Annotated in this window: 9 protein-coding genes; 6 read left to right on the forward strand and 3 right to left on the reverse strand. The window is 66.2% G+C overall.

All coding sequences use genetic code 11. From position 1 onward, the window contains the following. Nucleotides 1–111: 111 nt before the first annotated feature. From FYJ91_RS07405 to FYJ91_RS07415, 3 genes are read left to right on the forward strand one after another with little or no spacing between them, the layout of a single operon-like run. A complete protein-coding gene (locus tag FYJ91_RS07405; protein ID WP_149521630.1) occupies nt 112–867 on the forward strand; it encodes an ImuA family protein in 756 nt (251 codons plus the stop codon). Further along, nucleotides 788–2,293: a Y-family DNA polymerase gene (locus FYJ91_RS07410; RefSeq protein WP_149521631.1), complete on the forward strand. Its 1,506-nt coding sequence runs from the start codon at nt 788–790 to the stop codon at nt 2,291–2,293. Before FYJ91_RS07405 ends, FYJ91_RS07410 begins: the two co-directional genes overlap by 80 nt. After that, nucleotides 2,290–5,694, forward strand: a complete 3,405-nt coding sequence (locus FYJ91_RS07415) for an error-prone DNA polymerase (RefSeq protein WP_149521632.1) — start codon at nt 2,290–2,292, stop codon at nt 5,692–5,694. The genes FYJ91_RS07410 and FYJ91_RS07415 overlap by 4 nt, the downstream gene beginning before the upstream one ends. A gap of 126 nt (nt 5,695–5,820) precedes the next feature. Here FYJ91_RS07415 and FYJ91_RS07420 read toward each other — a convergent pair whose 3' ends face one another. From FYJ91_RS07420 to FYJ91_RS07430, 3 genes are all read right to left on the reverse strand, one after another. After that, entirely contained in the window at nt 5,821–6,765 is a 945-nt protein-coding gene (locus FYJ91_RS07420; protein ID WP_149521633.1) for an alpha/beta hydrolase family protein, read from the reverse strand. Between the two features lie 114 nt (nt 6,766–6,879). Continuing rightward, on the reverse strand, nt 6,880–10,224 hold the full coding sequence (locus FYJ91_RS07425; protein WP_149521634.1) for a TonB-dependent receptor: 3,345 nt from the start codon (nt 10,222–10,224) through the stop codon (nt 6,880–6,882). A 278-nt stretch (nt 10,225–10,502) separates the two neighbouring features. Continuing rightward, the gene (locus FYJ91_RS07430) at nt 10,503–10,985 is read right to left on the reverse strand and encodes an Lrp/AsnC ligand binding domain-containing protein (protein WP_149521635.1); all 483 of its coding nucleotides are present in this window, start codon (nt 10,983–10,985) and stop codon (nt 10,503–10,505) included. A 94-nt stretch (nt 10,986–11,079) separates the two neighbouring features. On the opposite strand from FYJ91_RS07430, the gene putA reads away from it, so the two are divergent. The 3 genes from putA (at nt 11,080) to FYJ91_RS20985 (ending at nt 15,226) form a co-directional block, all read left to right on the forward strand. Next, complete coding sequence (gene putA, locus FYJ91_RS07435) at nt 11,080–14,172, forward strand: bifunctional proline dehydrogenase/L-glutamate gamma-semialdehyde dehydrogenase PutA (RefSeq protein WP_149521636.1); 3,093 nt, start codon at nt 11,080–11,082, stop codon at nt 14,170–14,172. Nucleotides 14,173–14,308: 136 nt separating this feature from the next. Beyond that, a complete protein-coding gene (locus FYJ91_RS07440) occupies nt 14,309–15,079 on the forward strand; it encodes a prepilin peptidase (protein WP_149521637.1) in 771 nt (256 codons plus the stop codon). A 12-nt stretch (nt 15,080–15,091) separates the two neighbouring features. Further along, a complete protein-coding gene (locus FYJ91_RS20985) occupies nt 15,092–15,226 on the forward strand; it encodes a hypothetical protein (protein WP_281290578.1) in 135 nt (44 codons plus the stop codon). Nucleotides 15,227–15,233 lie beyond the last annotated feature (7 nt).

Below are 15,233 nucleotides of genomic sequence, written 5' to 3' on the forward strand. Positions count from 1 at the left end.
CACAAGTCTCGTGGCTTTCACCGTTACATTCGTCCCGCTTGACTCTTCCGGATCAGGAAGGCGTATAAGAACAAATAGTGAACAATCATTCGTTCGAGTCGTTCTGTCGTCATGCCTGCCCCGAATCATCTGCTGGCCTCCCTGCGCGCCCGCGTCGACGCGATCGAAGGGGTGAAGCCCAAGGAGAGGGCCCGTTTCGCGCTCGGCCATCCCGGGCTCGACGCCCGGTTGGACGGCGGACTGCCGTTGGGGCGACTCCACGAAGTCTTCGCGGCCCAGCCAGAGGATCAGGCGGCGGCGATCGCCTTCGCCTTGGTCCTCGCGATGCAGGGCGGCACCGGCCCGGTCGTCTGGGTGCGGCAAGACGATGCGGTGAAGATATCGGGCCGGCTCCATCCGCCCGGCCTCGTCGATCTCGGCTTCGATCCGGCGCGGCTGGTCGAGGTGCTGGCCCCCGACGAAAAGGCGCTGCTGCGCGCCGCGGGCGATGCGGTGCGCTGCCCCGATGTCGCGCTGCTGCTGGTCGAGCCCGGCCGCGCCGCGCGCACGATCGATCTCACCGCCACCCGCCGGCTGTCCGTTGCGGCCGAAGCGTCCGGCGTCACCGTCCTGCTCCTGCGTGGCTCGGGCGAGCCCGCGCCCAGTGCCGCGCACAGCCGCTGGCGGATACGCGCCGTCCCCGCCGTCCCGCTGGAGGCCGATGCGCCCGGTCATGGCACGATCGACCTCACCCTGCTCCGCCACCGCGGCGGCATCGCCGAATTCAGCCTGACCCTGGAGTGGAACCGTGACCAGTTCGCCTTCCGGGAGCCGGCGCTATCTGGCGCTGTGGTTCCCCTTCCTGCCCACCGACCGGCTGTCGCGTGAAGGCATTCACGCCCTCGCCACGGTGGAAAAGGTCAAGGGCGCGATGCGGCTCGCCGCCGTCTCGGCCGAAGGCCTGTCGATCGGCCTCGCCCCCGGCCTGACCCTCGCCGACGCCCGCGCGCGCATCCCCGGCGTCGCGGTTGCCGATGCCGATCCCTATGCCGACGCCCTTTGGCTCGAACGGATCGCCGATGGCTGCGACCGCTATACGCCTATGGTCGCGATCGACGGCCCGAACGGCCTCCTGCTCGACATCAGCGGCGCCGCGCATCTCTTCGGCGATGAAGCCGGTCTGCGCACGGATCTCCTTGCCCGGCTCGACCGACTGGGCATGGCGGCGCGTGCCGTCATCGCCGACACCCCCGACGCTGCCCACGCGCTTGCCCGCCATGGCGACGACATAGGCGCACTCCCCGTTGCCGCGCTCGAACTCGGGTCGGCAGAAACCCTCGCGCTGCGCCGTGCCGGCCTAAAGCGCATTGCCGATCTTTCGGCGCGCCCCTCCGCCCCGATCGCCGCGCGCTTCGGGGAGGAGGCGACCGACCGGCTCGCCCGGGTAACGGGCGCGCGCGACATCCGCATCAGCCCGCGCCGCCCCGAAGCCGCTCTGGTCGTCGAACGCCGCTTCGCCGAGCCGATCGGCCACACCGACGCGGCGCTGGCCGCGGTCGAGGCGCTGGCGACGGAAGCCGCCTCAATACTCGATGCGCGCCATCGCGGCGGCCGCCGGTTCGAGGCGCGACTGTTCCGCACCGACGGCCTCGTCCGCGCGCTGCGCATCGAAACCGGCCTGCCGACGCGCGATGTGCCGCTGCTGATGCGCCTGTTCCGCGAACGGATCGACGCGCTCGACGATCCGATCGATCCCGGCTTCGGTTTCGATCTCGTCCGCCTTGCCGTCCCCCGCGCCGAGCCGCTCGCCCCGCTCCAGCTTGCCCTCGAAGGTGGCACGGTCGCCGAGGACGAACTGGCCCGCCTGATCGATCGCCTCTCCACCCGCCTCGGCCGCGACCGCGTGCTGCGCCATGCCCCGCAGGATGCGCATATCCCCGAACAGGCGAGCTTCGCCTTTCCCGCCGCCGCCCCGCGCACGATCGGCCCCTGGCCCGCGTCCGAATCCGGCGAACCCGCGCTGCGCCCCGTCACCCTGTTCGACCCGCCCCAGCGGATTCAGGTCATCGCCGGTGTCCCCGACGGCCCGCCCCAGCGTTTCCAATGGCGCCGCGCCGCGCATGAGGTGGTGCGTGCCGAAGGCCCCGAGCGGATCGGCGCCTTGTGGTGGCGCCGCGCCGACAATGGCGGCCGCACCCGCGATTATTATCGGGTCGAGGACACGCACGGCCGCCGCTTCTGGTTGTTCCGCCACGGCCTCTATGGCCGCGAGACGGCGGCGCCCGACTGGTATCTCCACGGCCTGTTCGCATGACCCGCTTCGCCGAAATGGTGGCCGCCACCAATTACAGCTTTTTGCGGGGGGCCTCGCCACCATCGGATATGGTGGGCGCCGCGCTTGGCCTTGGCCTCGCTGGCCTTGGCATCGCCGATCGTAACACGGTGGCGGGCGTGGTCCGCGCCTGGGATGCGCTGCGCAAGGCGCGGGTGGAGGCTGAGGCTGCGGGGGAGGCATTCGTCCCCTTCAAGCTGGTATCGGGCGCGCGCCTCGTCTTCTGCGACGGCACGCCCGACATCGTCGCCTATCCCGCGACACGCCACGGCTGGGGGCGGCTCTGTCGCCTGCTGACGACGGGCAATCGCCGCGCGATCAAGGGCGACTGCATCCTGCGCTTCGGCGATCTGCTCGACCATCTCGACGACCTTCTCCTGATCGTGATGCCGACCGGGACCTTCCTGCGCGAAGGCGAAGAAGGCGCCCGCCCGCTGCCCCCGAAGAAGGAGGCGGAGGCCCAAGAACCGCGCGCGCGCCTGTCGCTTGTCCGGCCGCCCGTGAATTTCGATCGGACCCCACAGGAAGCGGTGGAGGAGACGCTGGCCCGCCTAGCACACCATGCTCCCCGCCGCGTCTGGCTCGGCGCGACCATCCCCTATGGCGGGCGTGATCGGCGCCGCTTGTCACGGCTTGCCACGATCGCGCGCGATGCCGGCGTGCCGCTGCTCGCGACCTGCGACGCGCTTTATGCGACGCCCGATCAGCGCCCGCTCCACGATGTCGTCACCTGCATCCGCGAGGGCGTGAAGCTGGCCGATGCGGGCACGAAGATCGCCGCCAATGCCGAACGCCATCTCAAGCCCGAGGCGGAGATGGACCGGCTGTTCCGCGACTGTCCGCAAGCGGTCGACGAAGGCGCCAAGCTGCTCGACCGGATCGAATGGGACATCGGCTCCCTCAAATATGAATATCCGCATGAGCCGGTGCCGGAGGGGTGGACGCCCCAACGCTGGCTGATCCACCTCGTCATGGAGGGCGCGCGAGACCGCTATCCGAAGTTTACCAAGGCGCATCGCGACCTGATCCGCACCGAGATCAAGCTCGTCGGTCGCGTGAAATACGCTTATTATTTCCTCACCGTTCACGACGTGGTGGCATTCGCCCGCGGCCAGAAAATTCTCTGCCAGGGGCGCGGATCGGCCGCCAATTCGGTGATCTGCTACACGCTCGGCATCACCTCGATCGACCCGGTCCACAACAAGCTGCTCTTCTCGCGCTTCATCTCGGAGGATCGCAACGAACCGCCCGACATCGACGTCGATTTCGAACATGAACGGCGCGAAGAGGTGATGCAGTATATCTTCGATCGCTATGGCCGCCACCGCGCGGGTATTGCCGCGACGGTCATCCACTATCGCCCGCGCAGCACGGTGCGAGAGGTCGGCAAGGTGCTCGGCCTCAGCGAGGATATCACCGCGCGGGTCAGCTCTACCGTCTGGGGCAGCTATGCCGCGAAGATGGAGGAGAGCCGCTACGCACAGGCCGGGCTGGATCTGGGCAATGAGGAGATCGGCCGGCTGGGGATGCTCGTCGCCCAGTTGCTCGAATATCCGCGCCACCTATCGCAGCATGTCGGCGGCTTCGTGCTGACCGAAAGGCGGCTCGACGAACTGGTACCGATCCACAATGCCGCGATGGACGATCGCACCTTCATCGAATGGGACAAGGACGATATCGACGCGCTCGGTCTGATGAAGGTCGATATCCTCGCGCTCGGCATGCTCACCTGCATCCGCAAGGCGTTCGACCTGATCGGGCGGCACGGCATGCATCCGGGATATGAACTGCACACGATCCCGGCCGATCAGCCCGACGTCTATGACATGCTATGCGCGGGTGACAGCATCGGTGTGTTTCAGGTCGAAAGCCGCGCGCAGATCAACATGCTGCCGCGGCTTCGGCCCCGCAATCTCTATGATCTTGCGGTCCAGGTCGCGATCGTGCGGCCGGGGCCGATCCAGGGTGGCATGGTCCACCCCTATCTCAAGCGGCGCAAGGAGCAGCGGCAGCCCAATCCCCCGCCGATTACCTACCCCGCGCCGTCGGCCAAACATGGCCGCGCGGACGAACTGGAAGAGGTGTTGGGCAAGACGCTGGGTGTGCCTTTGTTTCAGGAACAGGCGATGAAACTCGCGATCGTCGCTGCCAAGTTCACCGATGCGCGCGCCAACCAGCTGCGCCGCGCGATGGCGACATTCCGCAATGTCGGAACGATGCCCGAGTTCGAGACCGAGATGATCGAAGGGATGGTGGGTCGTGGATATCCGCGCGATTTCGCCACCGCCTGCTTCGCGCAGATCAAGGGTTTCGGCAGCTATGGCTTTCCCGAAAGCCATGCCCAGTCCTTCGCGCTGCTCGTCTATGTCTCGTCCTACATAAAGTGCCGCTACCCGGCGGCCTTCGCCTGCGCGCTGCTCAACTCGCAGCCGATGGGTTTCTATGCGCCGGCGCAGATCATCGATGATGCCAGGCAACATGGCGTCGATCTTTTCGAAGCCGACATCAATGCGAGCTTCTGGGACAACAGCCTCGAGTCCGTTGGCAACATGCTCGCGCTGCGCATCGGGTTGCGCCAGGTCGACGGGTTTCGGGAGGATTGGGCGAACAGCATCGCCGAGGCGCGCGCGATGCGGCCGTTCACCACCGTCGAGGAACTGGCGCGGCGGGCGGGGTTGCCGGGGCGGGCGATGCGGTTGCTGGCGGATGCGGATGCGTTTCGATCGATCGGGCTCGATCGGCGCAAGGCGCTGTGGGAAGTGCGGCGGCTGCCGACGGGGGCGCTGCCCTTGTTCGATTTCGCGCGCGCGGCCGAATTGGGTGTGGAGCCCGACATGGCCCTGCCGGAGATGCCGCTGAGCGAGGAGGTCGCGGCCGATTATCAGGTGACGCGCCTGTCGCTGAAGGGACACCCGATGCAGTTCCTGCGGGGGATGTTCGCGGGCGAAGGCGTGCTGTCGTGCAAGCAGGTGGATCAGGCGAAGAACGGCCGGCGCGCGCGGGTGGCCGGGGTCGTGTTGGTGCGGCAGCGGCCGGGCGAGGGGAAGGCGATCTTCATCACGCTGGAGGACGAGACCGGGATCGTCAACGTCCTGCTATGGGCACGTATCTTCGAGGCGCAGCGCGCGCAGGTGATGTCGGCGCGGCTGATGGAGGTGGAGGGCGAGATCCAGCGCAGCCCCGAAGGCGTCGTCCACCTGATGGGCGCGACCGTGATCGATCGCACCGCCGAACTCGCGCGTCTCTCCGAAGATCATCAGCCCACGATCGAGTTGTCGCGCGCCGATGTCTTCGCGCATCCGCAGCTGTCGCGACATGCGGTGCCGCGCGGGCGCCATCCGCGCGACGTGCGGATACTGCCGCCGTCGCGGGATTTTCATTGAGGCCATCTCGTCATTGCGAGGAGCCGAAGGCGACGCGGCAATCCAGGCCCGCACTTGAGATCGTCGCGAACCTCTGATGGATCGGGCCTAGATTGCTTCGCTACGCTCGCAATGACGAGCGGAAGGCTATTTGCTCTCGAACTTGTCCTGCGCGGGCAGGCCGGCGCGCGCGCCTTCGGGGCTGAGCAGCCAGCGCAAAGCGGGTTTGTCATCGTTGAAGACCGCGCGCCAGAAGGCGGTCGTGATCGCGATCACGGTGTCGCGAATGTGCGGGGTCGGCTCGCGATCGCTGCTGCCCGCCGAAAAACTCTGCCCCGCGAACATCGCATGCGTGCCGCCTTCCATCACCAGCAGGAATTTGTCGCCCGGCGGCATCAGCCGATAGGGCAATTGCCTCTGCAGCGCGGTCACGGCGATCACGTTGGGAATTGCATCCTGCGTGCCCGTTATCGACAGGAACGGGATGCGGATATTCGCGAACGCCGCCTCGGGCGATCCCGTGAGCGGCGGCGATGGGCTGAAGCCGATGGCGGCGCGAATGCGCGGATCGGACAGCGACGGTTCGAACGGGGTCGGGAAGGTCTGTCCCACGACGGCCAGCGTGGTCTGCGCGCCGAAGCTGTGTCCGGCCATGCCGATCCGGGCCGTATCGATCCGGCGCAACTCGCATTTCCCTTCGAACGGTTTGCGGCCGATCTCGTTGAGCGCGAACTGGACGTCGCGGGCGCGGGCGGCGAGCTGCACGCTGTTGAGCGCCGATTTGAAGTCGGGCTTGCCGAACAGGGCGCTGTCGCTGCCGGCGTGCTGCAGGTTGATGACCGCGAAGCCCGACGTGGCCCAGGCATGTGCCCACATCGTGCCCGCTTCGAGCGATCCGCCGAGACCGTGGCTGAAGACGATCAACGGCAGTTTGCCGCGACCCGCAGGCATGCGGATCCGCACCGGCACTTCGCGCGACCGGGCGGCGTCGAGCCAGACGGCGTCACACAAGGTGATAGGGGTGATGGCCGCCTGCGCCGCGACCGGCAAAGCCAGGGCGAGCAGGGTCAGGCACGCGCGCAACAATCGCATGGCGCCTCTTTAGCCCGAAAGCGGACCCGATAAGCAACCCACAAGCAAAAGGCGCCACAAAGAAAAAGGGCCCCGCCAAAGCGGAGCCCTTTCCTGTCCCGAAGGAGCCGCTTCTTAGAAGGTGAAGCGGGCGCCCACGCGGATCTGGTACAGCGACTGGCGCGACGAGATCGTCGTGCTGGGCGTCGCGTTGGGCTGCGAGTAGCGATACTGCGCACAGACCTGGCTGGTGCTGCTCGTCTGCTGCGCGGCGGTCGGCGTCGTGCCGGTGGCGACTGCCGTCTGCAGACACTGAGCGCGAACTGCGGGGATGACATACGCGAACGGATATTCGCGGATCTGGCCCCAATTCTTGTTCAGCATGTTGGTGAAGTTTTCGACATCCGCGAACAGGGTAACCTTCGAGTCGCCGAGACCCGTCGGGATTTCCTGCGCGAGGTGAAGATCGATGCGGGTGAACCAACGCGAATTGAACTTGTTACGCGGCGCGATCTTGCCACGATACTTCTTCAGATCGGTCGTGTTGATCAGGTTCTCCAGATAGGCCCGGGTTGCCGCGCTGTCGTAGGAGACGAGCGGATCGTTGACCGTCGGCACGTAGAGTAGGTAGCGGCTTGCCGAACCAGTCGTTCCGAAGATGCCGCTGCGGCCTGTGGCGATGTCGTTCATCGTCCAGCTGAACGGACGGCCAGAACGCGTTTCACCGAACAGCGCGATCGTCGTCTTGTTGTCGCCAAAGAAGGCGTGCTCATACGAGACGTTGTACTTGATCGCGTAGCGGGTCTCGTCGTTCGACACGCCGTAAGCCGCGCCGTTCGGATCGAGGAAGCCGCCATTGCCGTAGTTCGACGAAGCGGTCGACGAGGTCGCCGGCGCCTGATCCTTGACGTCCTGGTAGGTGAAGCTGACGCCATGGCTCAGACCGAAGTCCCAGCGCTTGTCGAGGCGCAGGACGCCGATGTAGCTGCGGCCCTTCTTCGTGTTGGTCAGGAACAGATCCTGGTTCGTGTCCGCGAAGGTGGTCGCCGAGGTGTAGCGAACGCGACCATCCGGGGTGCGCGACGCGGTCGGGACCGAGCGCAGGTCGGTGAAGAACACCTGATTGCGGACCTTCGAATAGAACAGGTCCGCGCCCAGCTGCCAGTCACCAAGTGTGTCGCCGAGATCAAGATCATAGTCGGTCGACAGGGTAGCGCGCCACTGCGACGGCAGCTTGAAGTTCGGATCAAGCGCGTTGGTTGTCGCGGTGGCCGAGGCTGTGCCCGAGGTCAGGTAGCCGTTGACCGAGGTCGGGATCGACGTGCCGGTGACGCCGGTCAGCGCGGCCGCACCAACGCCCGCTGGCAGGGCGGTGCCGGTGTAGGCGCCGTTGTTCTGCTGGCGGATGTCGATGGTGTTGGTCAGGAAGCCCGTATTCGAGAAGCTGTTCGAGACATAGACGTCCGGCGAACCGCCCGAGAAGATGCCGACGCCGCCGCGGAACGAGATCCGGTCGAAGGGCTTGTAGTCGAAGCCGAAGCGCGGCTGCAGGATGCCGCGGCCGCTGATGTAGGCGGCGTTGGTGAAGCCATAGCGGTTGGCGAAGTTCACGTTGCGGGCCGGACGGCTGTCACCGCCGTACATGTCGTAACGTGCGCCATAAGTCAGCTTCAGCGTGTCGCTGACGCGCCAGTTGTCCTGGATACCGACCGAATAGGCGAAGTAGGAGAACTTCGCGGCGCCATCGGCCGGGTTCACCGAGGGAACAGCATTGGTGTATTGCAGGCGCTGGGCGTTGCCGGCCTGGAAGTCGGCGAGCGAGTCGAAGTAGTAATCGCCGGCGGTGCGCTGCACGAAGAGGTTGAAGATCTTCGTGTGCTGGACGTCACCGAACACGCGGATCGAGTGGCCATCCTTGTCGAGGCGGGCCTGAACGAGGCCGCCCCAGGTCTGGCTGGTCAGCGCGTTCGACTGACGCGACGCATCGGGACCGATGCTGACGACGCCGAAGCCGGGCTGGCAGGCGGTCGACAGATCGGTGGCCGTGCCCGTGCCCGAGGCGCGGTCCGAAGTCGGTGCGGCGCAGATGCGCATCTGCGCGAAGCCCCGGCCCATTACCGGATCCTGGCCGCGCTTATAATCCTTGTAGAAACCGCGAATTTCGGTCGAAAATTCGTCCGACCAATCCGAGTTCAACTGGGCGACGCCCGTGTGCAGGCGGTTCGACGAGATATAACCGTTCGATGCCAGACCAATGCCGGGCGTGCCGGTCGTGAAGGTGTTCTGGTTAAACTGGATCGAATCCTTGGTGTACATGTAGGTGATCGAGGCGCGCTGCGTTTCCGACAGGTTCGCGTCGAGCTTGGCGACCAGGCGATCATCGCGGTCGTTCGAGTTGCTGAGCACGCCGCCGGTTTCATAGTTGTAGCGCGACTTGGCGATCTGCTGAACCTGCGTGACCTGTGCATCGGTGATCAGCGGAATGACGGTGCCGGCGTTGCTGCCGGGCGTGCCTTCCGGGATCGGGGTGCCAGCGCGGATACGCTCACCCGCGACCATAAAGAACAGGCGGTCCTTGATGATCGGACCGCTGATTTCGGCGCCAAAATTCTTGTAGGTGAAGTTCGGCAGCGAGACGCGACCCGTGGGGACGCCCGGGCCGGCCTTAGTCTTCTTACCGCTCAGTTCGTCCGACGAATAAGCGTAGAACGCGGTACCATGGAACTCGTTGCCACCCGACTTCAGGATCGCGTTGATCGCGCCGCCCTGAAAGTTGCCTTCGCGGACGTCGTACGGAGCGACCTTGGTCTGAAACTGGCCGATGGCATCCAGCGGCACGGGCGAACGACGGGTCGGCAGGCCGTCGGGGTTAAGACCGAAATTGTCGGTGACGGGCACACCGTCGATCGAGAAGCGGTTGAAGCGCGAGTTCTGACCAGCGAACGACACCGCACGGCCCGAACCTTCGGCATAGTCGAGGCGGGCGAAAGGATCACGGCGCATCAGGTCGCGGACGTCGCGGTTGACGGTGGCGACATTGGCGATCTGCTCGGCGTTGAGCACGGTGGCCGGACCCTGCGACAGGGTCTTGGCGCCCGGCAGCTTGGAGGCGCTGACGACGATTTCGGGGCCGCTGGCCGAGCCGCTCAGATCGACCGGAAGCTCATAAGCCTGGGTCACGACGGTATAGATGTCGGTGACGGTCGAGCTGGGCTTGCCGGCCGCGGTGACGATCACGTTGAACGGACCGCCGACGCGCAGGCCGGTGGCGTTGAACTCACCGTTCGCGTTGGTAGTCAGCGTCTGGCGCGTGCCCGACGGCGTGTGGAGGATAACTACGTTGGCGTCAGCAACTGGCGCGCCGCCGTCCGTGACGATGCCATGGATCGCCGAAGTCGTTTCCTGCGCCATAGCCGGCGCGGTCGCCACCATGGCGACAGCAATCGCGCCCGCGGCGCAGCCCAATGAGAAATTACGCATTTTTGTTCCCCTGTAGTCCCGAACGACGCGCAGCTTTGTGCAGTGCAATAGTTTTTACACGTTCGACGTCGGGCACCCTGCGACAGGCTTACTGCCCTGGGTTCGTGGCCCTAGAGACGGTATGTGACAGCTTTGTGGCAAAAAATCGTCACGTATTTTGCGATGCGGCGTGAATCGATGCGGCGCCGCAGAGTTGGGGGATTTCCGCTATCGTCCTTCTCAGACGGCGAGGCTGAAAGCCGACCTGTGATGCAAAAATACCACGCTTCGTTAACCTTTCACACGGGCAGGCGCGTGGTGAGCTTCACCTCCTCCAGCACCGCATAGGTCCGCGTTTCGCGAACCCCTGGCATCGCAGTGAGGATATCGCCCAGAAAAGTGCGGTAAGCCGCCATGTCGCTGACGCGCACCTTCAACAGATAATCGAATCCTCCCGCGACCATGTGGCATTCGAGAACCTGGGGCACGCGCTGCACATGGCCCGCAAAGGCGGCGAACACATCGTCGGTGGTGCGATCGAGCAGGACTTCGATGAAGATCAGCAGCGCCTGATCGAGCTTTTCGGGATCGAGCAGCGCGGTGTAGCCCGCGATCACGCCGCGCTCGCGCAGGCGTTTCACCCGATCGAAGCACGCGGCGGGGGATAGGCCGCATCGCTCGCTGAGCGCCTGATTCGTGATCCGTCCGTCTTCCTGAAGAACGCGGAGCAGCCTGCGATCGACCTCATCGACATGCAGGTTCTTCGATTCCGGGAGGGACATCTGGGGTTTCCTTCGGCGATCAGGCCAAACATGCGAAGCACATTCGGCATAATCGCCCGTAAAATCCGGTTCAATCGGACAAATGGAGTATGTGATGCCGCTGTCGGCCTGGGATGCAATCGACGACGCGAAATTTGCGGACGAGGCCGATGTGGTCCGCGCGCTGATCGATGCGCGACCGCTGTCGCACGAAGCGCGCCGCATCGTCGTAGGTGAGGCGATCACGCTGGTCCAGGAAGCGCGGGCTTCGACGAAGAAGCAGGGGGTTGTCGAAAGCTTCCTCCAGCAATTCTCGCTGGGCACGCGCGAGGGGCTGGCGCTCATGTGCCTGGCCGAAGCGCTGTTGCGCACGCCCGACGCCGACACGCGCGACCGGCTGATTGCCGAGAAGATCGGGGCGGCCGACTGGGCGAGCCATCTCGGCAAGTCGGACAGCCTGTTCGTCAACGCATCGACCTGGGGATTGATGCTCACCGGCCGGCTGATCGACGTCGATGACGAGGCAAAGCGCGATCTGGGTGGATTCCTGAAACGGATGACCGCACGACTCGGCGAGCCGGTGATCCGTCAGGCTGTCGGCGCGGCGGTGAAGATGATGGGCGAGCAGTTCGTGCTCGGCCGCACGATCGAGGACGCGCTCGCCCGTTCGAAGAAGGAGAATTATCTCTGCTCGTTCGACATGCTGGGCGAAGGCGCGCGCACCGCGACCGACGCAGCGCGCTATGAGGGCATTTATGCCGATGCGATCGAAGCGGTCGGCAAGGCGTCGAACGGCGCCGGGCCGGAACTGGGCCATGGCATTTCGGTCAAATTGTCGGCGCTTTCGCCGCGTTATGAGGCCGTGCAGGAAGGTCGCGTCTGGGACGAGCTCTATCCGCGCGTGAAGCGCCTCGCGCAGATCGCCGCGCATTATAACCTGAACTTCGCGATCGACGCGGAGGAGGCCGACCGGCTCGTCATCTCGCTCAAGCTGGTCGAGCGGCTGGTGAAGGAGCCGTTCTTCGGCGACTGGCAGGGGCTGGGCGTCGTCGTTCAGGCTTATCAGAAGCGCGGCATCCAGGTGATCGACGGCCTCGCCCGGCTGGCGCGCGAGAGCGGGCGGCGGATCATGGTGCGGCTGGTGAAGGGCGCTTATTGGGATAGCGAGATCAAGAAGGCGCAGGTCGCCGGACGGCCCGGCTATCCGGTGTTCACCACAAAGGCGGCGACCGACCTGAGCTACCTCGTCTGCGCTCGCGCGCTGATCGCGGCGTCGCCCGATCTCTATCCGCAGTTCGCGAGCCACAATGCCCACACGCTCGCCGCCGTGCGCCATATGGCGGCGCAGGCCGGGGTGACGATCGAGCATCAACGGCTCCACGGCATGGGCGAGGCGCTCTATCGTGCGGCGGAAAGGCAATATGGCCCACTGCGGCTGCGTGCCTATGCGCCGGTGGGCGGGCATGAGGAGCTGTTGCCTTATCTGGTCCGCCGCCTGCTCGAAAATGGCGCGAACACCAGCTTCGTCCACGCGCTTCTCGACGAGAAGGTGCCCGCCGACCTGGTGGTCGCCGATCCGATCGCGGCGGTGGAGGCGCATCCGCGCGGTCATGCGCGCATCGCGCTGCCCGCCGATATTTACGGCCCGTCGCGCCGCAATCCGCTGGGCCGCGATTATAGCCGCCTGATCGAACGTGAGGCAGCCGAACGGTCGACCGTGCTGATCGGTGGAGAGCGCCCGAGCGCGGGCGCGATCGTCGGCGGCCAGATGATCGCCGCGCATCAGACGCCGGTTACCAGTCCGTCCGATCGATCGCGCGTGATTGGCTATGTCGCCGAAGCGAGTCCCGGCGATATCGATGCGGCGGTGAAGTTCGCGCGCAAGGCGCAGCCGCGCTGGAATGCGATTGGCGGTGCGGGGCGCGCGTTGGTGCTGCGTGCGATGGGCAATGCGCTCGACGCGCATATGGACATGTTCGTCGCCCTGCTGTCGCTGGAAGCGGGCAAGACGCTCAACGACGGAGTCGCCGAAGTGCGCGAGGCGGTCGATTTCTGCCGCTATTACGCCGATCTGGCCGAGCGCCAGTTTGGTACGCCCACCCTGCTGCCGGGGCCGGTGGGGGAAGTGAACCAGCTCGAACTGGCTGGACGCGGCGTTTTCGCATGCATCAGCCCCTGGAACTTCCCGCTCGCGATCTTCACCGGGCAGATCGCCGCGGCGCTCGCGGCCGGCAACGCCGTTCTCGCGAAGCCCGCCGAACAGACCCCGCTTGTCGCGGCGAAGGCGGTGCTGCTGTTCCATGCAGCGGGGCTCGACCCCGATCTGCTCGCCTTGCTGCCCGGCGACGGCGCGAAGGTGGGCGCCGCGATCGTCAACCATCCGGGGATCGACGGGGTCGCCTTCACCGGTGGCACCGAGACCGCCTGGGCGATCAATCGCTCGCTCGCCGCGCGCAACGGGCCGATCGTGCCGCTGATTGCCGAGACGGGTGGGCTCAACGGCATGTTCGTCGATACGACCGCGTTGCGCGAACAGGTGGTCGACGATGTTATCCTCTCGGCCTTCGGATCGGCGGGGCAGCGTTGCTCGGCGCTGCGCCTGCTGTTCGTGCCGCACGACAGCGCCGATGAGATGATCGCAACGCTCAAGGGTGCGATGGACGCGCTGGTGATCGGGGATCCCGCGAACGCCACGACCGATGTCGGCCCGGTGATCGATGCCGAAGCGCGCGAGGCGCTGGTCGCGCATCGCGAGCGGCTGGCGCGCGACGCGGTGGTCCTGCACGGTTGCACAGCACCTGAGGGGGGCGATTTCTTCGGCCCGCTGCTGGTGGAGATACCGTCAGCCGATTTCCTCGAACGCGAGGTGTTCGGGCCGATCCTGCACATTGTCCGCTATGACCCGGCCGATCTCGATGCGGTCGCGGACAAGCTCGCGTCGCGGGGTTACGGGTTGACCCTGGGCATCCACAGCCGGATCGAGGGTTTCGCCGAGCGGGTGCGCGCGCGGGTGCCGGCGGGCAATGTCTATGTGAACCGATCGATCATCGGCGCGGTGGTGGGGGTGCAGCCCTTCGGTGGGGAAGGGCTTTCGGGCACCGGCCCCAAGGCCGGCGGTCCGCATTCGTTGCTGCGTTACGCGACCGAGCGCGCGGTGTCGGTCAACATCACAGCGCAAGGGGGCGACCCCGCCTTGCTCAACCTCTGAGCACGGCGCTGCGCGTTGCGACTGGCGAACCTGAAAAACCAAGCGACCAGCGCGCAGCCGGTCGAACCTTCCCTGTGCATCCGATGCCCCCATATGATGCTGGGGTGATTCTTTCGCACAAACCGGTGACAGCGGCATGACAGAACCGCTTCTGGTGCTGTTCGGCGCCGTGCTGGGCGGCGTGATCGGCAGCTTCCTGGCGACCTTGATCCTGCGCTGGCCGGCGGGGCGATCGGTGGCGCGCGGGCGATCGGCCTGCGACGGCTGCGGCGCGCCCATCGATCCGTTGCGACTCGTGCCGGTCCTGAGCTTCGCGGTCGCGCGGGGACGGGCGGGGTGCTGCGGCACGCCGATCGATCCGCTGCACCCGACGGTCGAGGTCGGCGCCGCGTTGATCGGCGCCGTCGCCTTCGCGATTGCGCCGCCCGTCGACGCGGCGTCGGGCGCGCTCTTCGGCTGGTTCCTGCTGACGCTCGCCTTGCTCGATCGGCGCCATTTCTGGCTGCCCGATCGGTTGACCCTGTCGCTGCTGGCGCTGGGCCTGGCCGGTGGGGCGGTGGGCGTGGGGCCACCCCTCGCGGACCGGCTGATCGGGGCGACGGGGGCTTATGTCGCGCTGGAAGCGGTGCGCCGCATCTACGCCCGCGTCCGGGGACGTGAGGGGCTGGGGCGCGGGGACGCCAAGTTGTTCGCGGCAATCGGGGCGTGGCTCGGCTGGCAGGTGCTGCCGATCGTGCTGCTCCTCGCCAGCCTGATCGGGCTGGGGGTCGTGCTGGCGCTCACGATCATGCGACGACCGCCCGGGCGGACCGCTCGGCTTCCGCTCGGCACCTTCCTCTGCATCGCCGCCTGGATCGTCTGGGGAACGACCGCCTGTATCGCGACGTTGTGGCGGTCACAGATATGAGAGGATGCCACCATGCCCGAAGTGAAGAGCGACGATCACGTCGTTGTCGAGAAGAGCAGCATGAACATCGGCGGCATCATTGCCGCCATCGCCTTGCTGCTGCTTGTTCTGGGCGTCCTGAAGTTCATGGGCGTCTCGCCAATCTGATTGTTCG

It is taken from the genome of Sphingomonas montanisoli (assembly GCF_008274695.1).
GTDB classification, from domain to species: domain Bacteria; phylum Pseudomonadota; class Alphaproteobacteria; order Sphingomonadales; family Sphingomonadaceae; genus Rhizorhabdus; species Rhizorhabdus montanisoli.